14 protein-coding genes and 1 pseudogene are annotated in these 17,903 nt (G+C 66.9%); 8 read left to right on the top strand and 7 right to left on the bottom strand.

The genetic code is table 11. The features are described 5' to 3' along the window. Window positions 1-116 precede the first annotated feature (116 nt). Entirely contained in the window at window positions 117-1,592 is a 1,476-nt protein-coding gene (locus tag O3305_RS03990; protein ID WP_269575244.1) for a glycerol kinase, read from the top strand. 12 nt (window positions 1,593-1,604) lie between these two features. Here O3305_RS03990 and O3305_RS03985 read toward each other — a convergent pair whose 3' ends face one another. Then, window positions 1,605-2,744, bottom strand: coding sequence for a threonine aldolase family protein (locus O3305_RS03985; protein WP_269575243.1), 1,140 nt, complete (start codon window positions 2,742-2,744; stop codon window positions 1,605-1,607). Window positions 2,745-2,810: 66 nt separating this feature from the next. Then, on the bottom strand, window positions 2,811-4,514 hold the full coding sequence (locus O3305_RS03980) for a class I adenylate-forming enzyme family protein (protein ID WP_269576450.1): 1,704 nt from the start codon (window positions 4,512-4,514) through the stop codon (window positions 2,811-2,813). Window positions 4,515-4,732: 218 nt separating this feature from the next. On the opposite strand from O3305_RS03980, the gene O3305_RS03975 reads away from it, so the two are divergent. From O3305_RS03975 to O3305_RS03945, 7 genes are all read left to right on the top strand, one after another. Further along, complete coding sequence (locus tag O3305_RS03975; RefSeq protein WP_269575242.1) at window positions 4,733-5,956, top strand: serine hydrolase domain-containing protein; 1,224 nt, start codon at window positions 4,733-4,735, stop codon at window positions 5,954-5,956. A gap of 21 nt (window positions 5,957-5,977) precedes the next feature. Beyond that, a complete protein-coding gene (locus tag O3305_RS03970; RefSeq protein ID WP_269575241.1) occupies window positions 5,978-8,005 on the top strand; it encodes a 3-hydroxyacyl-CoA dehydrogenase NAD-binding domain-containing protein in 2,028 nt (675 codons plus the stop codon). 142 nt (window positions 8,006-8,147) lie between these two features. Further along, entirely contained in the window at window positions 8,148-9,305 is a 1,158-nt protein-coding gene (locus tag O3305_RS03965) for an acyl-CoA dehydrogenase family protein (protein ID WP_269575240.1), read from the top strand. Window positions 9,306-9,446: 141 nt separating this feature from the next. Beyond that, a complete protein-coding gene (locus tag O3305_RS03960; RefSeq protein ID WP_269575239.1) occupies window positions 9,447-10,571 on the top strand; it encodes an acyl-CoA dehydrogenase family protein in 1,125 nt (374 codons plus the stop codon). After that, on the top strand, window positions 10,571-11,464 hold the full coding sequence (locus tag O3305_RS03955) for an acyl-CoA thioesterase (RefSeq protein WP_269575238.1): 894 nt from the start codon (window positions 10,571-10,573) through the stop codon (window positions 11,462-11,464). Before O3305_RS03960 ends, O3305_RS03955 begins: the two co-directional genes overlap by 1 nt. A 60-nt stretch (window positions 11,465-11,524) precedes the next feature. Continuing rightward, complete coding sequence (locus O3305_RS03950) at window positions 11,525-11,923, top strand: hypothetical protein (protein WP_269575237.1); 399 nt, start codon at window positions 11,525-11,527, stop codon at window positions 11,921-11,923. A 24-nt stretch (window positions 11,924-11,947) separates the two neighbouring features. Beyond that, window positions 11,948-12,847 (top strand): PhzF family phenazine biosynthesis protein, encoded by a 900-nt coding sequence (locus O3305_RS03945; protein WP_269575236.1) that lies wholly within the window; start codon window positions 11,948-11,950, stop codon window positions 12,845-12,847. On the opposite strand, the gene O3305_RS03940 is transcribed toward O3305_RS03945, so the two are convergent. The 5 genes and pseudogenes from O3305_RS03940 to O3305_RS03920 all read right to left on the bottom strand — a co-directional run bounded on the left by O3305_RS03940 (window position 12,844) and on the right by O3305_RS03920 (window position 17,877). Further along, complete coding sequence (locus tag O3305_RS03940) at window positions 12,844-13,629, bottom strand: SDR family NAD(P)-dependent oxidoreductase (RefSeq protein ID WP_269575235.1); 786 nt, start codon at window positions 13,627-13,629, stop codon at window positions 12,844-12,846. The genes O3305_RS03945 and O3305_RS03940 overlap by 4 nt on opposite strands. Next, a pseudogene (locus tag O3305_RS03935) lies at window positions 13,629-14,395 on the bottom strand (SDR family oxidoreductase). Before O3305_RS03935 ends, O3305_RS03940 begins: the two are co-directional and overlap by 1 nt. Further along, window positions 14,392-15,408 carry a phosphotransferase family protein gene (locus O3305_RS03930; RefSeq protein WP_269575234.1) on the bottom strand — a complete coding sequence of 339 codons (1,017 nt, stop codon included), beginning with the start codon at window positions 15,406-15,408 and terminating at the stop codon, window positions 14,392-14,394. Before O3305_RS03930 ends, O3305_RS03935 begins: the two are co-directional and overlap by 4 nt. Further along, window positions 15,405-16,490: a Zn-dependent alcohol dehydrogenase gene (locus O3305_RS03925; RefSeq protein WP_269575233.1), complete on the bottom strand. Its 1,086-nt coding sequence runs from the start codon at window positions 16,488-16,490 to the stop codon at window positions 15,405-15,407. The genes O3305_RS03930 and O3305_RS03925 overlap by 4 nt, the downstream gene beginning before the upstream one ends. Window positions 16,491-16,593: 103 nt before the next feature. After that, a complete protein-coding gene (locus tag O3305_RS03920) occupies window positions 16,594-17,877 on the bottom strand; it encodes an acyl-CoA dehydrogenase family protein (protein ID WP_269575232.1) in 1,284 nt (427 codons plus the stop codon). Window positions 17,878-17,903 lie beyond the last annotated feature (26 nt).

Below are 17,903 nucleotides of genomic sequence, written 5' to 3'. Positions count from 1 at the left end.
CCGGCGAAAGCCGGAGCCCAGGGTTTCTCTGCTGCTTCCCCGGTGCCCCCGGGGCCCGACTTCCGCGGCGGAATAGCATGCTTCCAACCGTCGAGACCCTCCGCTAGCCTCGCGCGATGGGCGAGAACATCCTGGTCCTCGACGAGGGCACCACTTCCACCCGCGCAATGCTGTTCGCGCCGTCGGGCAAGTGCCTGGGCAGCCACAGCGCCGAGCTCACCCAGCATTATCCGGGGCCCGGCCTGGTCGAGCATGATGCCAATGAGATCTGGAGGCGCACCCTCGAATGCGCCCATGCCATGGTCCGCGAGGCCGGCGGCGCGGACCGGATCGCGGCGATCGGCATCACCAACCAGCGCGAGACGATCGTCTTCTGGGACAAGACGACGGGAGAGCCCCTCGCCCCTGCCATCGTCTGGCAGGACCGCCGCAGCGCCGCGATGTGCCGTGCCTGGCGCGATGCCGGCGAGGAGCCGGGCGTGCAGGCCCGCACCGGCCTGCTGCTCGATCCCTATTTCTCCGGCACCAAGATCGCCTGGGCGATGCACCACTGGCCCCAGCTCAAGGGCGTGGGCAACCGCCTCGCCATTGGCACGATCGAGAGCTGGCTGGTCTGGAAGCTCACCGGCGGCCTCCATATCACCGACGCCACCAATGCCTCGCGCACCCTGCTGATGGGCCTCGGCTCGGGCGGCTGGAGCGACAGCTCGCTGGAGATGTTCTCCACTCCGCGCGATGCGCTGCCCGAGATCGTCGATTGCGCAGGCCGGTTCGGCTCCACGCGCCTCTTCGGCGGCGAGATCCCGATCTGCGGCCTTGCCGGCGACCAGCAGGCCGCGACGATCGGCCAGGCCTGCCTCGAGCGCGGCGACACCAAGGCGACCTATGGCACCGGCGCCTTCGTTCTCACCAATGCCGGCACCGCCCCGCCCTCCTCCAGGAACCGCCTCCTCGCCACCGTGCTGTGGCAGCTCGGCGGGCGGCGCACCTATGCGATCGAAGGCTCGGTGTTCGTCGCCGGCAGCCTGGTCCAGTGGCTGCGCGATTCGGTGCAACTGATCGAAAACGCGCAGGATACCGAGCCGCTGGCACGCTCGGTGAAGGACAATGGCGGCGTCTATCTCGTCCCCGCTTTGTCCGGCCTTGGCGCGCCCTGGTGGGAGCCGGAGGCGCGCGCATCGATCTCCGGCCTCAGCTTCGCCGCTACCCGCGCCCATATCGTCCGGGCCGCGCTGGAAGCGATGGCGCACCAGAGCCACGACCTGAAGACCGCCTTCGCCGCGGACGGTGCCGACTGGTCGCGACTGCGCATCGACGGCGGCATGGTCACCAACGACTGGATCGCCCAGGACCTGGCGGACATCCTCGCCATCCCGGTCGACCGTCCCGACTTTGCCGAGACCACCGCTCTGGGCGCCGCGATGCTGGCGGGCATCGGCTGTGGCATGTTCAGTCGCCTGGAGGACGCCACGAAGATGCGCGGCGCGGGGCTGACATTCGAGCCGAAGCTGGATGCTGAAAGCCGCAAAGCCCGCCTCATGGGGTGGCGCCAGGCCGTCCTCTCCGTCGTCACCCCCGCAAGAGTGGAGTGAGGACGGGGGCACCTACCCCAGGAACAGCTTCACATAGTCTTCCACCGGGCGGCGCAGCAGCGTCTCGTTGACGAAGAACGGGATCGATCCCTTGTCCCACCGCCCAATCCGCACGCCAGCGGCGCGACCGCGCTCGAACGCAGCCTCTGCCGCCGCCTGCGGCATTTCGAGCCGATAGATGTTGGACGCGTCGGGGTTCGCCACGCGCTTGACCTTGCCGCTGTGCTCAAGCGCGGTGAACAGCGTCTCTGCAACGCCGTGCGCCTTGGCGATGCGCTCGGGGAAATGCTGCAGTCCGTCAAGCGCGAGCAAGGCTGGTGCCCAGCCCTGGTAGATCAGCCCGCCATAGAGGTGCCGCCACTCGCGCGCGCTGGCGATCGTCGCCGCCGGTCCCGCCAGCACCGCTCCGAACGGTGCGCCCAGATATTTGTAGAGCGAGACATAGACCGTCTCGAACGGCGCGACATAGGCGGCTCGGTCGATCGAGGGCGGCGCAAGCAGCAATCGCGCGGCATCCAGGTGCATCCGCGTGCCATGCGCCGCCGCGAGCGCCGCGATCTCGGCGATCCGCTTCGACGGGATCAGTCCGCCCTCGAGCCGGCGCACCGGGCTCTCGAGCGAGATCGCCCCCACCTTGAGCGCGTACGGCCCCTTCTCCGCGGCATCGAACGCCGCGACCAGTTCCTCCTGCGTCGGCGTCACCTTCCCCGCGTCCAGCGGCACCAGGTTGATGCCGGCCATGCGCTGCGCCATGTTGCTTTCGTCGCGATAGAGATGGCTGTCCTGCTGGCAGAGCGCATGCGGCGCATCGCCGCACAGCACCCGCAGCGCGACATTGTTGGCCAGCGTGCCGGTGGGGAAGAAGGCACAGGCCTCCTTGCCCAGATGGGCAGCGAACGCCTTTTCCAGCGCCTCGACCACGCCGCCGTTCAGATAGCCGTCGCGCACCGATCCGCTGCCCGCCAGCTCCGCCAGCCGCGCCGACATCGCAACCGGATCGGGCGGCGCGGAATCGCCGACCAGCCAGACGCTGTGCGCATCGACTGGCGGAAAGGCCGGCGCGGACTGCCACCAGCCCGCCGCTCGGGCGAGCTGCGGCATGGTCAGCGCTGCGGCAGTGGCACCGAAAAACGCCCTGCGGTCGATGTGCATCCGTCGGTCTCCCTTTCGGATGCCGAGCTTAGCGCGCGCCGCCCTTTCGGCCAGCGCTATTGCGCCTCAGGCCGCGGCCTCGCCCACGAACAGCTCGCGCAGGTCCTTCTTCAGGATCTTGCCATTGGCGTTGCGCGGCAGGGTGTCCGCCACGAAGCGCACCTGCACCGGCACCTTGAACCCTGCCAGCCGGGCGCGGACGAAGTCCTGCAGCTCCGCCTCGCTCGCATTGGTGCCCGGCGCCAGATGGACTACCGCCACCGGCTCCTCGCCCAGCGTCTTGTGCGGCACGCCGATCAGCGCGGCGTCCATCACGCCGGGGAAGGCGTAGAGCACGTCCTCGACTTCGCTCGAATAGATGTTCTCGCCGCCGCGGATGATGATGTCCTTCGCCCGGTCGACGATATAGAGGAACCCCTCCTCGTCGAGCCGCGCCAGGTCGCCGGTGCGCACCCAGCCGTCGACAAAGGTCTCCGCCGTCGCCTCGGGCTTGTTCCAATAGCCCTTCACGATCATCGGCCCCTTGGCCCAGAGTTCGCCGACTTCGCCAATGGGAAGTTCGCGATCGCCCTCGACGGTCATGATCTTGAGGTCCGCCGTCGCGACCGGCTGGCCGGCGCTGGTCGGGCGGGTCAGGTAATCCTCGCCGCTATGCTGGGTCACCGTCGCCATCGTCTCGGTCATCCCCCAGCCATTGCCGGGGAGCGCGCCGAACTCCTCATAGATGCGCTTGACGAGCTCGGGCGCCGAGGGCGCGCCGCCATAGGAGATCGCCTCCAGGCTGGAGAGGTCGTATTTCTCGCGCGCCGGATGCTCGAGCAGCTGCCAGGCGATCGTCGGCACGCCGCCGGTGAAGGTCACCTTCTCGCGCTCGATGATCGCCATCGCCTTCTCGGCGTCCCAGCGGCGCATGAACACCACTGTCTGCCCCGTGGCGATGCCGCCCATCAGCGCCGCGCTGCACGCGGTGACGTGGAACAGCGGAATGACCAGCAGCCCCACCTTGTGCGGGATCATCGCCGGCGGCATCTCGCCCCGGCGCAGCATCGCCCTGGCCGCGCTGTACCCGCTCGACAGGATGTTGGTGCAGATGTTGCGGTGCGTGCCCAGCGCGCCCTTGGGGTTCCCCGTCGTGCCGCTGGTATAGAAGATCGTCGCGTCGTCCTCGGGCGTCACCGCCACCTGCGGGAAGGGAATATCGGGCAGGCTCGCCCAGTCATGCCGCGTGCCGATCAGTACCTCGAGCCGGCTGGCATTGCCGTCCAGCTCTTCGTCGCAGCGGCTCACCACCACCCGCTCCAGGTCGGGCAGCCGCGCGTAGCAGTCCTTCAGCCGGGCATGCCGCTCGGCATCGACGAACAGCACCTTGGATCCCGAATCCTTCATGCCGTATTCGAGCTCGCCACCCGTCCACCAGGCGTTGAGCGGCACGATGATCGCCCCCAGGCTGGTCGCAGCGAAGAAGATCGTCGGCCATTCGGGCAGGTTGCGCATGGCGAGCGCGACACGGTCGCCCTTCCCCACGCCCATCTCGCTCAGCTTCTGCGCCAGATGGCACACCGCCCGGTAGTTCGCGTCATAGGTGACACGCTCGTCCTCATAGACGGTGAACACCCGGTCGCCATAGAGCCGCGCCAGCTGCGCCAGCACGCCCAGGGTGGGCGGCGCGCCCTTCCACACCCGCGTCGGCACGCCGCGGATTTCCACCTCGTCCATCTCGAAGCGCTGGCCCGGAGCGGTCAGTGCCCCCTTCACCTGCTCCAGCGACATGGCAGGCCAGTTGGGGTCGAGCGGCACGATCGGTTCGGGGGCCAAGGCGATTCTCTCCAAATCTATGTGCGTTATGTTTCTAGAATGTTGGGTTTGGCATCGGATGCCGTACCGTAAACAACGTTAGTGTTGATTCATCGCGCGCTCAAGGCAATAGGGGAAGCGTGTCCTTGAGAAGACGCGAGTCATCGCTTTCGAATGAGAGGTATGCCAGCCGCATGAAGATTGCCAAGCCCGAAAACCACGGTTTCGATGCGGTCCGGCTGGCGCGGATCGATGCCTATGTGAAAGCGCGCTACCTCGACTCGGGCAAGCTGCCCCATGCCCAGATCCTGATCGCCCGGGGCGGCGAGATCGTCCATTTCTCGCATCAGGGTGCCGCCCGCGAAGGCGGCGCGGCCGTCGACCAGACCACGATCTTCCGTATCGCCTCGATGACCAAGCCGGTCACCAGCCTCGCCTTCATGATGCTGGTCGAAGAGGGCAAGGTCGCGCTCGACACGCCCGTCCACCACGTCCTGCCCGAGTTCAAGAATCTCGGCGTGTTCAAGGCGGGTGGCGGCGGCGTGCCCTTCCAGACGATCCCCACCGGCGAGCCGATGCGGATGGTCGACCTGCTCCGCCACACTTCGGGCCTGACCTACAGCTTCCAGAACCGCACCAACATCGATGCCGCCTATCGCGAGGGCAAGATCGAGAACTGGCACGGCAATCTGACGCTCGACGAGTTCGTCGCGGCGCTGGGGCGGATACCGCTCGAATTCTCGCCCGCCACCGAGTGGAACTACTCGGTCTCCACCGACGTGCTCGGCGCCGTGGTCGAGCGTGTCTCCGGCATGGGCCTTGCCGACTTTTTCGAGCAGCGCATCTTCGCGCCGCTTGGCATGCACGACACGGGCTTCACCGTGCCGGCGGAGAAGACCGATCGCCTCGCCGATTGCTGGACGATGGTCCAGGGCAAGGGCCGGGTGATGTACGATCGCGGCGCCGAAAGCGCCTGGTCGAAGCCCCCGCGCCTCGTCTCGGGCGGCGGCGGCCTCGTCTCCACAGCGCTCGACTATCACCGCTTCTGCACCTTCTTCCTGAACAAGGGCGAGCTGAACGGCACAAGGCTGGTCAGCCGCAAGACGGTCGACCTGATGACGGTCAACCAACTGCCCGGCAGCGGCGATCTCGCCAGCCTGTCCAAGTCGCTGTTCAGCGAGACGACCAACGCCGGCACCGGCTTCGGCCTGGGCTTCGCCGTCACCACCGATGTCGCGAAGACGCTGATGCCCGGCTCGGCCGGCGAGTTCTACTGGGGCGGCATGTTCTCGACCGCCTTCTTCATCGATCCCGTCGAGCGCATCTCGATGGTCTTCATGACGCAGCTTTCCCCGTCCATGCTCTACCCGATCCGGCGCGAGCTGAAGACGATGATCTATTCCGCTTTGAACGACTGAACTTATCCGTTGGAGACTAGAATGACCTCCCCCATCACCACCACCCGCCAGGGCGACGTCCTGGTCATCACCTCGGACAATCCGCCGGTGAACGCGCTCGGCGCGGCGGTCCGCCAGGGCATCCAGGCGGGCATCCAGGAAGCGAAGAACGACGACAGCATCAAGGCCGTCGTCATCACCTGCGCGGGCAAGACCTTCTTCGCCGGCGCCGACATCACCGAGTTCGGCAAGCCGATGCAGGAGCCGTCGCTCCCCGTGCTGGTCGATGAGATCGAAGCGCTCGACAAGCCGGTGATCTCGGCCGTGCACGGCACCGCGCTCGGCGGCGGCTGCGAAGTCGCCCTCGCCTCGCACTATCGCATCGCCGTCCCCTCGGCGAAGTTCGGCCTGCCCGAAGTCAAGCTCGGCATCCTGCCCGGTGCCGGCGGCACCCAGCGCATGCCGCGCGTCGCGGGCGTCGAAGTCGCGCTCGAAATGGCGACCAAGGGCGATCCGATCTCGGCCGAGCAGGCCAAGGCCGCCGGTCTGGTCGACCGCCTCGCGACCGAGGGCAATCTCGTCGCCGATGCCCTCGCCTTCGCACAGGAAGTGATCGGCAAGCCGGTCTCGCGCTCCTCCGAGCGCCCGGTCACCGTTGACGCCGCCGTGTTCGAGGCGTTCCGCGCCAAGAACGCCAAGCGCTTCCGCGGCATGGACGCGCCGAACACGATCCTCGACCTGATCGAGCAGACCGCCGGCAAGCCCTATGCCGAGGGCGTCCAGGCCGAGCGCATGGGCTTCATGAAGCTGATCATGGGCACTCAGTCCGCCGCGCTGCGCCACATCTTCTTTGCCGAGCGCAAGGCCGCGAAGATCGACGGTATCGCCGAGGACATTGCTCTCCGCGACATCAAGCGCGTCGGCGTAATCGGCGCCGGCACGATGGGCGGCGGCATCTCGATGAACTTCCTCTCGGCCGGCGTGCCGGTGACCATCGTCGAGATGGCGCAGGAAGCGCTCGATCGCGGCACCGGGGTCATCCGCAAGAATTACGAGGCGACCGCCGCCAAGGGCCGCATGACCGCCGAACAGGTCGAAGGCGCGATGGGCCTGCTCAACCCGACGCTCGATTTCGACGCGCTCGGCGAGTGCGACCTGATCATCGAGGCCGTCTATGAGAATATGGACGTCAAGAAGGACATCTTCGGCAAGCTGGACAAGATCGCCAAGCCGGGTGCCATCCTCGCCTCGAACACCAGCTACCTCAACATCGACGAGATCGCTGCGGCCACCTCGCGTCCGCAGGACGTTCTCGGCCTGCACTTCTTCTCGCCGGCGAACGTGATGAAGCTGCTCGAGATCGTCCGCGGCGCCAAGACCGCCGACGACGTGCTCGCCACTGCCATGGCCGTGTCGAAGAAGATCAAGAAGGTCGCTGTCATCGCCGGCGTCTGCTACGGCTTCATCGGCAACCGCATGCTGATGCCGCGCCAGGTCGAGGCCAACAAGATGCTGCTCGAAGGCGCCACGCCCGAGCAGATCGACAAGGTCCATGTCGCTTTCGGCATGCCGATGGGTCCGTTCCAGATGGCGGATCTCGCTGGCGTCGATATCGGCTGGCACCGCGACCCGAACCGGATCGAGAACATCCGCGACGCGCTCGCTGCCGAGGGTCGCTGGGGCCAGAAGAAGAGCGCCGGCTTCTATGACTATGACGAGAAGCGCACCCCCTCGAACTCGCCGCGCGTCGCCGAGCTGATCGCCGAGTGGCGCGAGAAGCTGGGCGTGCCGCAGCACGAGATCACCGAGGAGGAGATCGTCGTCCGCACGCTCTATACCATGGTCAACGAAGGCGCGCTGATCCTCGCCGAGAAGATGGCCCAGCGCGCGTCGGACATCGATGTCGTCTGGGTGTACGGCTATGGCTGGCCCCCGTACCGCGGCGGCCCGATGTTCTGGGCCGACACCGAGGGTCTCAAGAAGATCGTCGAGGGCCTCGAGAAGTACGGCTTCGAAGTCGCTCCCCTGCTCCGCGAAAAGGCGGAAAAGGGCGAGAAGTTCAACAAGTGAAATGACTTAAATCCTCCCCCGGAGGGGGAGGTGGCAGCCGAAGGCAGACGGAGGGGTAGCGAGCCACAAGTGGCAAAGCCCGCGGAGACTACCCCTCCACCGCTTCGCGGTCCCCCTCCGGGGGAGGATTTGGAGAGGATGAATGGCAGAGGATCTGGAAACCTTCCGCGCCGAAACCCGCGCCTGGCTGGAGGAAAACTGCCCGGCCGAGATGCGCACCCCGCCCAAATCGGAAAAGGAAACCACCTGGGGCGGCCGCAATCCGGAATATGCGCATCCCGACCAGAAGGTCTGGCTTGATCGCATGGCCGCGCGCGGCTGGACCGTGCCCGATTGGCCCAGCGCCTATGGCGGCGGCGGGCTCTCGCCGGCCGAGACCAAGGTCCTCCGCGAGGAGCTGAAGCGCATCAAGGCGCGCAACCCGCTCAACAGCTTCGGCATCTCGATGCTCGGCCCGGCGCTGCTGAAGTACGGCACCGAGGAACAGAAGCTCGAACATCTCCCGAAGATTGCACGCGGCGAAATCCGCTGGTGCCAGGGCTATAGCGAGCCCAATGCCGGCTCCGATCTGGCGGGCCTGCAAACTTCCGCGGATGATGCGGGCGATCATTTCGTCGTCAACGGCCAGAAGGTCTGGACCAGCTATGCCGACAAGGCCGACTGGATCTTCTGCCTCGTCCGCACCGACAAGACCGTCAAGCAGGCGGGCATCAGCTTCCTGCTGTTCGACATGGCCTCGCCCGGCGTCTCGACCAAGCCGATCCTGCTGATCAGCGGCAATTCGCCCTTCTGCGAGACCTTCTTCGACAATGTCGAAGTGCCCAAGGCCAATTTGCTCGGCACCCTCAACAAGGGCTGGGACGTCGCCAAATATCTGCTCGGCCATGAGCGCGAGATGATCTCGGGCTTCGGCCTGGGCGGTGCCGGCAAGGACCCGCTGGTGGAAAGCGCGCGCAAGGGCGTCGATCCGATCCTGCGCGCCCAGATCGCGCTGTTTGAGGTCCGCTCCAAGGCGTTCGCGGCGATGTCCGAGAAGTTCATCGACGAGCTCAAGGCCGGCCAGGCGCACCCTGCCCAGCCCTCGATGATGAAGTACTATGGCACCGAGCTGAACAAGACCCGCCACGAGCTCCAGATGGCCGCCGGCGGCAGCGACGCGCTCGAATGGGAGAGCGCGGACTCGCACCAGGGCGCCGCAGCCCGGTCATGGCTACGCACCAAGGCCAATTCGATCGAGGGCGGCACTAGCGAGATCCAGCTCAACATCATCGCCAAGCGGATTTTGGATTTGCCGAGCTGACCAAATTCCCTCTCCCATTGGGAGAGGGAGGGAGCCGACGCAGTCGGCGGAAGGGTGAGGGTCGCCACAAACGGAAACGCATGTGGAGACCACCCTCACCCAACCCTCTCCCAAAGGGAGAGGGCTTAAGGAAGAGAAGAAATGCCCCTCTACCTCAACGAAGACCAGACCATGCTCCGCGACACCGCGAAGGACTTCGTCGCCGCGGAAGCCCCGGTCAGCCACATGCGCGCGCTGCGCGACGCGAACGACCCCACCGGTTTCAGCCGCGCGCTCTGGAAACAGTTCGCCGAAATGGGCTTCACCGGCATCCTGATCCCGGAAGCGGACGGCGGCCTCGGCCTTGGCCATGTCGAGGCGGGCGTGGTGCTCGAGGAGATCGGCCGCAACCTCTCGCCCTCCCCGTTCCTGGCGACGGCGGTGGCGGCGGTCGAGGCGCTGAAGGGCACCGGCCATGCCGCGCGCTGGTATCCCGGCATCCTCGCTGGCGACACGGTCGCGGCGCTTGCGATCGATGAGACGCCGAAGTTCACAGGTCAGGTTTCGCTCGCCGCCGAGCGCGCGGGCAACGGTTTTCGGCTGTCGGGCGCCAAGCGTTTCGTCGCCCACGCCCATGTCGCCGACCTGATGATCGTCGCCGCGCGAACTTCCGCGGCTGGAGCGTCCAGTTCGGGCGTAACGCTCTTCGTAATCGACCCGAAAACCCCCGGAATCGATGTCCGTACCGAGCGCCTGGCCGACTCCAGCCTAGCTTCCCATGTCACCTTTGCCGATGTCAGTGTCGATTCCGATACAGTCCTGGGCGAAGTCGACCAGGGTGACGGCCCCCTCGGCCGCCTGCTGTCGGCAGGCCGCACCGGCGCCTCGGCCGAGCTGGTCGGCGTCGGCGGCGGGGCGATGGACATGACTGTCAATTACCTCAAGGATCGCAAGCAGTTCGGCGTCGCGATCGGCAGCTTCCAGGCCCTGCAGCACCGGGCCGCCCATCTCTACAGCGAGATGGAAGTCGCCCGCGCCGCCGTGCTCAAGGCCCAGCAGCTGCTCGACGCCGGCCAGGACGCGGCCGAGGCGGTGGCGGTCGCCAAGGCGATGACCGGCCTTGCCACTACGCTGGCCGTGCAGGAAGGTGTCCAGATGCACGGGGGCATCGGCATGACCGACGAGTTCGACATCGGCTTCTTCATGAAGCGCGCCCGCGTGCTGGCCGAGATGTTCGGCGACACCAACTACCACGCCAACGCCCTGGCCGAGGCGTCCGGCTACTGATGGACACCACCCCACCCGAACGCGCCGAAGACCCCCGGGGCCTGGTCGACCAGCTCACTGCCCTGCTCGATGTCGAGCGCATCGATACCGATCTCTACCGCGGCCCCCGCCAGCCCGGCGGGGTCGGCCGCGTCTTCGGCGGCCAGGTCGTGGCGCAGGCGCTCCAGGCCGCGCAGCGCTCGATAGAGGATGACAAGCTCGCCCACTCTCTCCACGCCTATTTCATGCGGCCCGGGGACGAGAACCACCCGATCATCTACCGGGTGGTCCGCGATTTCGAGGGGCGCAGCTTCGCCAATCGCCGGGTCATCGCGATGCAGGGCGGCCAGCCGATCCTCAACATGACCGCGAGCTTCCAGCTTCCAGCCGAGGGCCTGCACCATCAGTTCGACATGCCCGACGTACCCGATCCGGACAGTCTCGTCTCGGAACGCGACCTGCGCGAGGCGATCCGCGACGAGGTGCCGGAGAAATTCCGCCGCTTCTTCCTGCGCGCGCGGCCCATCGAGATCCGCCCGGTCAATCCGCGCAACTGGTTCAAGCCCGTGGCGCAGGAGCCGGTCCAGCACAGCTGGTTCCGCGTCGTCGCCCTCCTGCCCGACGATCCCGCGCTCCACCGCGCGATGCTCACCTACGCCACCGACATGACCCTGCTCGGCACCTGCCTGCTCCCGCACGGGGTAAGCTGGATGACCGGCGGCGTGCAGACCGCCAGCCTCGATCACGCCGTCTGGCTGCACGAGCCGTTCCGCTTCGACGAGTGGCTGCTCTACACCACCGACAGCCCCTGGGCTGGCCATTCGCGCGGCTTCAATCGCGGCCGCATCTACAGCCGCGACGGCCGCCTCGTCGCCAGCGTCACCCAGGAAGGACTGATCCGCGTAAAGGACTAGGAACGCACGGGCTTTCCCCCGCGTTGGCAGGGCAGGACATATCGCGGGGAGCTCGCAGCCATGATGATCGCCACGGTGCTGGCACTGTTTTCACAGGATCTGGCGACGGTCACCGCCGACGCCGCCGATCCGGTCGAGATCGCCAGCAAGCTGGACGTCACCAGCTTTCCGAACTCCACCGGCCCACGCCGCAAGGAAGGGCTGCGCACCCTGGCGGATTACGGGTTCACCAACCCGATCCGCGACGGCAATTCGGCGGTGTTCGAGCTGGCCGACAAGAGCTGGACCTTCCGCGTCAGTCTGCTCGACCGGAGCGACAAGGCGCTGAAGCTCTGCATCCTCGATCGTGCGCTTGGCGGCGGCAGCTATTTCAGCGTCAAGCCGATCGAAGTCGCACCCGGCAAGGACGGCCTCTACCGCGCCACCGGCAATCCGGTCGCCGATCCCAATTGCGCCTGAGCCGCCAGCCGCTAGACCGGCGCAATGGAAACCGCACCGCGCCGCTTCGCCTATGTCACGCTCGACGTGTTCACCGAGACCCGCTTCGGCGGCAATCCGCTCGCGGTGTTCCCCGATGCCGGCGGGCTGAGCGACGCCGAGATGCAGGCGCTGTCGGCGGAGATGAACTATAGCGAGACGACCTTTGTCCTGCCTGCAGCCGATCCGGCACACACCGCCCGGGTCCGCATCTTCAACCGCACCGCCGAGATGCCCTTTGCCGGCCATCCCAATGTCGGCACCGGCTATGTCCTTGCCGGTCTGCGCCCGGAGGCGGGCGACACGCTCCGCTTCGAGGAAATCGCCGGCCTGGTCGAGGTGCGCATCGAACGCGACGCAAGCGGCAGTCCCCTTGGTGCGGAGATCGACGCACCCCAGCCGCTTCAGTTGCTTGGCACGCTGCCCGTCCAAGGCATTGCCGCCTGCCTGAACCTGGATGTCGCTGACCTGGTAACAGCCTCCCACCTGCCAACCCGCGCCACCACCGGCGTCGACTTCGTCTTCGTCGAGGTCACCGAGGAAGCGCTGAGCCTCGCTCAACCGGATATCGCAGCCTATCGCCGCCTCGCCGATACGGAGCGCGACAATGCCGAGCGCCTGTCGATCTTCCTCTATGCCCGCGAGGAACAGCGCATCCGCGCCCGCATGTTCTCCCCGCTCAGCGGCACCTGGGAAGACGCCGCCACCGGCAGCGCCAACGCCACGCTCGGCGCGCTGCTGCTCTCGCTCGGCGAGGCGGAAACCGCGCGCTTCCAGGTGCGACAGGGCGTCGAGATGGGCCGCCCCAGCAACCTGACCGTCATCGCCCGCCGCACCTCCGACGGCATCCGCAGCAGTGTCGCCGGCCGCTGCGTGCCGGTGTTTCGCGGCGAGGTGACGCTTTAGAACGCCGGCTTGCCGAACTCCTGGCGTGTCACCGGATGGCTGGACGAAAGTCCGCCATCCACCACCCAAGCCTGGCCGTTGACATAGCTCGCCTGGTCGGAAGCGAGGAACAGCGCCACCCGCGCGATCTCTTCGGGCTGGCCCGCCCGGCGCAGCGGGTTCAATCGGCCGAGCTTGTCCTCCTTGCCGGTCTCGCGGGCATAGGTGAAGGCACGCTCGGTCATGCCGGTCTCGATCAGCCCCGGGCAGATCGCATTCACGCGCACGCCCGATCCCGCGAACTGCTGCGCCGCGGTCTGGACCAGGTTGATGACACCCGCCTTGCTGGCCGAATAGGCCGGGCCACCGGCACCCGAACGCAGCCCGGCGACGCTGGCGGTGCAAAGGATGGCACCACCGCCGCGCTCGACAATCCGCGGGCCCGCATGCTTGATCGCCAGCGCCGGCCCGATCAGGTTTACGCGAAGCACCTCGGCCCAAAGCTCGGTCGGCGTGTCGAAGATGCCCGTCGCGCCGCCCGAAATGCCGGCATTGGCGTAGAAGATGTCGAGCCCGCCAAAGCTATCGACCGCGGTGGCAACCACCCGCTCGACATCGGCCTCGTCACCGGCATCCATGTGCACCGCGATCATGCCCTCGCGCCCGGCGATCGTCTCCCCGACTGCCTCGCTCAGGTCGGCGGCGACCACCTTGGCGCCTGCATCGGCAAATGCCCGCGCCGTCGCGCGTCCGATCCCCGAGCCAGCCCCGGTAACGATCACAACCTTGCCCGCGAACTGCATCAGATCGTCACTCCTCCGTCGATGACCATCGCCTGGCCCGTCATGAACGCACTCGCCCGGCTGGCGAGATAACCACGGCCCCGGCAATCTCCTCAGGCTCGCCGATCCGCCGCAGCGGCGTGGTCGCGTTGGTTGCCCTCGCCCGCTCGGGATCCTCCCACAGCGCGCGGGCGAAATCGGTCTTGATCAGCCCCGGCGCGATGCAGTTGACCCGCACATTGTCCGGCCCGAACTCCACAGCATAGTTGCGCGCGAGCTGCAGGTCCGCCGCCTTGGAGACATTGTACGCGCCGATCACCGGCGATCCGCGCAAGCCCCCGATCGACGAGATGATCACGATCGATCCCTCGCGCCGCGCGCGCATCTCCGGGGCCACCATCTGGATCAGCCAGTGGTTGGAGAGGATATTGTTGTCGAGGATCTTGCGGAACTGGTCGTCCGCGATGCCCTCGAGCGGCCCGTAATAGGGGTTGGAAGCCGCATTGCAGACCAGCACGTCCACCCGCCCGAACACCCGCCGCGTCTCTTCAACGAGATGCTTGAGCGCTTCCTTGTCCGAAATGCTCGCCGCCACCGCCAGCGCAGTGCCTTCGCCGTGCTTCGCGTTGATCTCGGCCGCGACCGCGTCGCAGGCATCCTGCTTGCGGCTCGAGATCACCACCTTCGCGCCCGCATCCGCCAGCGCCTCGGCCGAAGCCTTGCCGATCCCCCGCGAGGAGCCGGTAACGATCGCTACCTTGCCGGCCAGGTCGAACAATCCGCTCATGCCCCTGCCTCCTGCGCGAAGTGCCAGGCCTGTGCGACCAGTCCAGGCAGCCGCTCCACCGTCGCGGCCGCATTGGCGGAGGAGGCGTTGCCGTCGATCATCCGCTTCTTGATCCCCTGGACGATCCCCGCCAGCCGGAACAGGTTATAGGCGAAATACCAGTTCAGATCGGGCACGCCGTCGCGCCCGGTCGCCGCGCAATAGCGCGCCACCACATCCTCGATCGTCGGGATGCCGGTCTCCGGTCCGGTGAGTCCCTTCACGCCCGATCGCCCCTCGGGCTCGGTCGCCCAGCTCATCAGGAAATAGGAGAAGTCCGCCAGCGGATCGCCAAGCGTCGACAGCTCCCAGTCGAGCACCGCCACGATACGCGGCGCGACGGGCGCGAAGATCATGTTGTCGATACGGAAGTCGCCATGAACGATGCTCGTCCGCGTCTGCTCGGGCACGGTGCGCGGCAGGAACGCGATCAGCTGTTCCATCTCGGGCAGCGCATCGGTCTCGCTTGCCCGATACTGCTTCGTCCAGCGCTCGACCTGGCGGGCGAAATAATTGCCCGGCTTGCCGTAGCTGCCCAGCCCCACCGCCGCATAGTCCACCGAATGCAGCGCCGCGAGCGTATCGATGATCGCATGATAATGCGCCGTCCGCTCCGCCGGCGTCATGCCCGGCAAGCCGCCGTCCCAGAGCGTTCGCCCCTCCACCATCTCCATGATGTAGAAGGGTGCCCCCAGCACCTCGGGATCCTCGCACAGCCCATAGGGCCGCGCGACCGGGAAGCCGGTCGGGTGCAGCGCCGCGATCAGCGCATATTCGCGCTCCACCGCATGGGCCGAGGGCAGGATCGGCCCGAACGGCTTGCGCCTGAGCACATAGGAAGCTCTCTCCGCATCGATCCGATAGGTCGGGTTGCTCTGCCCGCCGGGGAACTTGGTAACCGCGATCGGCCCACCAAAGCCGGCAACGTTCGCCGCCAGCCAGTCCGCCAGCTTCGCTTCGTCGAGGTCGCTCATGCGAACTCGATTACCGATCGCACGCTGTCGCCCTTGCGCAGCTTGTCGAGTGCATCGTTCACATCCTCCAGCCTGATCCGCTCGGCGACCATCGTGTCGAGGTCGAGAAGCCCGTCGAGATACATCTGCACCAGGCGCGGCATGTCGATCGGGAAGCGCGTGCTGCCCAGCAGCGAGCCCTGGATCTTCTTGCCCGTCAGGAAGGTCGGCCCGGGCAGGCTGACATTGCCGCCCGGCGCGATCATCCCGAGGATCGTCGCGGTGCCGCCGCGGCGCAGGATGTTCCAGGCCAGCTCGGCGGTATTCGGCCGCCCGACCGCCTCGATCGCATAATGGACGCCGCCGCCGGTCAGCTTGAGCACGTCCTTGGCCAGCCCCTCGGCCATCGCATCGAGTGCATGGGTTGCGCCCAGCTTGAGCGCCAGCTCGCGCTTCTCGGGCACCGGGTCGATCGCCAGGATCGTCCCCGCCCCGGCGATCTTGGCGGCGTTGATCGCAGCAAGCCCGATCCCGCCCGCGCCGATGATCGCCACGCTCTCGCCGGGCCGCACCCGGCTGTCGTTGAAGATCGCCCCGGCCCCGGTGATCACCGCACAACCGAGCAGCGCCGCGCGGTCCAGAGGCATTTCCCTCGAAATCGCCACACAGGCGTTTTCATGTACCAGCATCTGCTCGGCAAAGGCCGAGAGGTTAAGGAACGGCGCCAGCCCGGTACCATCCTGGAGCGACAGCCGCGGTTCCGCATCGGCCGGGCGCCGGGTCGAGGGATCGATGCACAGCGAGGGCCGCCCGGTAACGCACATCTCGCAGCTGCCGCAGAATACGGTGAAGAAGGTGATGACATGATCGCCGACCTTCAGATGCGCGACATCACTGCCTACCGCCTCGATCACGCCCGCCGCCTCATGCCCCGGCACGGTCGGTACCGGATGCGGGAAGGCGCCATCGACAAAGTGCAGGTCGGACCGGCACACGCCCACCGCCTTGGTGCGGATCAGCACCTCGCGCGGCCCGGGCTTCGATACGCGAACCTCGGTGATCTCGAGCGGCTTGCCCGCTTCGTAGAGAACGGCTGCTTTCATCACTCTCCCATCCCAATTTCCGTCATCCCGGCGAAAGCCGGGATCTCGTGCGGCGCTTTTCCCGCGCCCTCGCCTGAGACCCCGGCTTTCGCCGGGGTGACGATTAACGCGAAACCCCCACATCTCCCGACGAAGCCCGGTCCGCCTTGAAGTCCGCATACTTCCCGAACTCGTTCCGCGCGATCGCCCGGGCGTGAACCTCGTCCGGACCGTCCGCGAGCCGCAGCGTGCGGATGCCGGCCCAGTCATGCGCAAGGTGGAAGTCGCCCGACACACCCGCGCCGCCATGCGCCTGGATCGCGTCGTCGATGATCTGCAGCGCCATCTGCGGCGCCTGCACCTTGATCATCGCGATCTCGAGCTGGGCGGCCTTGTTGCCCGCCTTGTCCATCATGTCCGCCGCCTTCAGGCAGAGCAGCCGCGTCATCTCGATATCGATGCGCGCGCGCGCGATCCGCTGCTCCCACACCGAGTGGTCCGAGAGGCGCTTGCCAAACGCCACGCGGCTGACCAGACGCTTGGCCATCGCCTCGATCGCTTCCTCGGCAACCCCGATGGTGCGCATGCAATGATGGATGCGCCCCGGCCCAAGCCGGCCCTGCGCGATCTCGAACCCGCGTCCTTCGCCCAGCAGCATGTTCTCGATCGGCACGCGAACATTCTCGAGAACCACTTCGCCATGCCCGTGCGGCGCATGATCATACCCGAAAACCGAAAGCATCCGTTCGATCTTCACGCCGGGGGCGTCCATCGGCACCAGGATCATGCTCTGCTGGGCATGCTTGGCGGCACCGGTGTCGGTCTTGCCCATCACGATGGAAACCGCGCAACGCGGGTCTCCCACGCCCGAGCTCCACCACTTGCGCCCATTGATCACATAATGATCGCCGTCGCGCACCATGCTGGTCTGGATGTTGGTCGCATCCGAGCTCGCCACCGCCGGCTCGGTCATCAGAAAGGCGGACCGGATCTCGCCCTGCATCAGCGGCTTGAGCCACTGGTCCTTCTGAGCCCGGGTGCCGTAGCGATGGAGCACCTCCATGTTGCCCGTGTCGGGCGCGGAGCAGTTGAAGCACTCCGACGCCCAGCCCAGCCGCCCCATCTCCTCGGCGCACAGCGCATATTCGAGGTTGGTCAGCTGCGTGCCCTGGAACTCGAAACTGTCGTCGACATGGGACTGGCCCGAATGCGGCGGCATGAAGAAATTCCACAGTCCCGCGGCCTGGGCCTCGGCCTTCACTTCCTCGATCACCGGCAGCACCTTCCAGCGATCGCCCTCCTTCTGCTGGGCGTGATAGTCGCCGTCGCGGGGCCGGATCCTGGTGTCGATAAAGGCCTTCACGCGGTCGCGGAAATAGGTCTCGCGCTCGCTCAGCGTGAAATCCATGGCGCATCCTCTCCGTTTTCTGCTTC

Source organism: Sphingomonas sp. NIBR02145 (assembly GCF_027359115.1).
Classification (GTDB): domain Bacteria; phylum Pseudomonadota; class Alphaproteobacteria; order Sphingomonadales; family Sphingomonadaceae; genus Sphingomonas; species Sphingomonas kyeonggiensis_A.
The sequence above is the reverse complement of the archived record's forward strand: the minus strand, read 5'-3'. Positions and strand labels throughout refer to the sequence as shown.

Coding starts and splice junctions, on each gene's coding strand:
- O3305_RS03990 (WP_269575244.1), top strand. CDS start 117: ATGGGCGAGAACATCCTGGTCCTCGACGAGGGCACCACTTCCACCCGC.
- O3305_RS03985 (WP_269575243.1), bottom strand. CDS start 2,744: ATGCACATCGACCGCAGGGCGTTTTTCGGTGCCACTGCCGCAGCGCTG.
- O3305_RS03980 (WP_269576450.1), bottom strand. CDS start 4,514: ATGTCGCTGGAGCAGGTGAAGGGGGCACTGACCGCTCCGGGCCAGCGC.
- O3305_RS03975 (WP_269575242.1), top strand. CDS start 4,733: ATGAAGATTGCCAAGCCCGAAAACCACGGTTTCGATGCGGTCCGGCTG.
- O3305_RS03970 (WP_269575241.1), top strand. CDS start 5,978: ATGACCTCCCCCATCACCACCACCCGCCAGGGCGACGTCCTGGTCATC.
- O3305_RS03965 (WP_269575240.1), top strand. CDS start 8,148: ATGGCAGAGGATCTGGAAACCTTCCGCGCCGAAACCCGCGCCTGGCTG.
- O3305_RS03960 (WP_269575239.1), top strand. CDS start 9,447: ATGCCCCTCTACCTCAACGAAGACCAGACCATGCTCCGCGACACCGCG.
- O3305_RS03955 (WP_269575238.1), top strand. CDS start 10,571: ATGGACACCACCCCACCCGAACGCGCCGAAGACCCCCGGGGCCTGGTC.
- O3305_RS03950 (WP_269575237.1), top strand. CDS start 11,525: ATGATGATCGCCACGGTGCTGGCACTGTTTTCACAGGATCTGGCGACG.
- O3305_RS03945 (WP_269575236.1), top strand. CDS start 11,948: ATGGAAACCGCACCGCGCCGCTTCGCCTATGTCACGCTCGACGTGTTC.
- O3305_RS03940 (WP_269575235.1), bottom strand. CDS start 13,629: ATGCAGTTCGCGGGCAAGGTTGTGATCGTTACCGGGGCTGGCTCGGGG.
- O3305_RS03930 (WP_269575234.1), bottom strand. CDS start 15,408: ATGAGCGACCTCGACGAAGCGAAGCTGGCGGACTGGCTGGCGGCGAAC.
- O3305_RS03925 (WP_269575233.1), bottom strand. CDS start 16,490: ATGAAAGCAGCCGTTCTCTACGAAGCGGGCAAGCCGCTCGAGATCACC.
- O3305_RS03920 (WP_269575232.1), bottom strand. CDS start 17,877: ATGGATTTCACGCTGAGCGAGCGCGAGACCTATTTCCGCGACCGCGTG.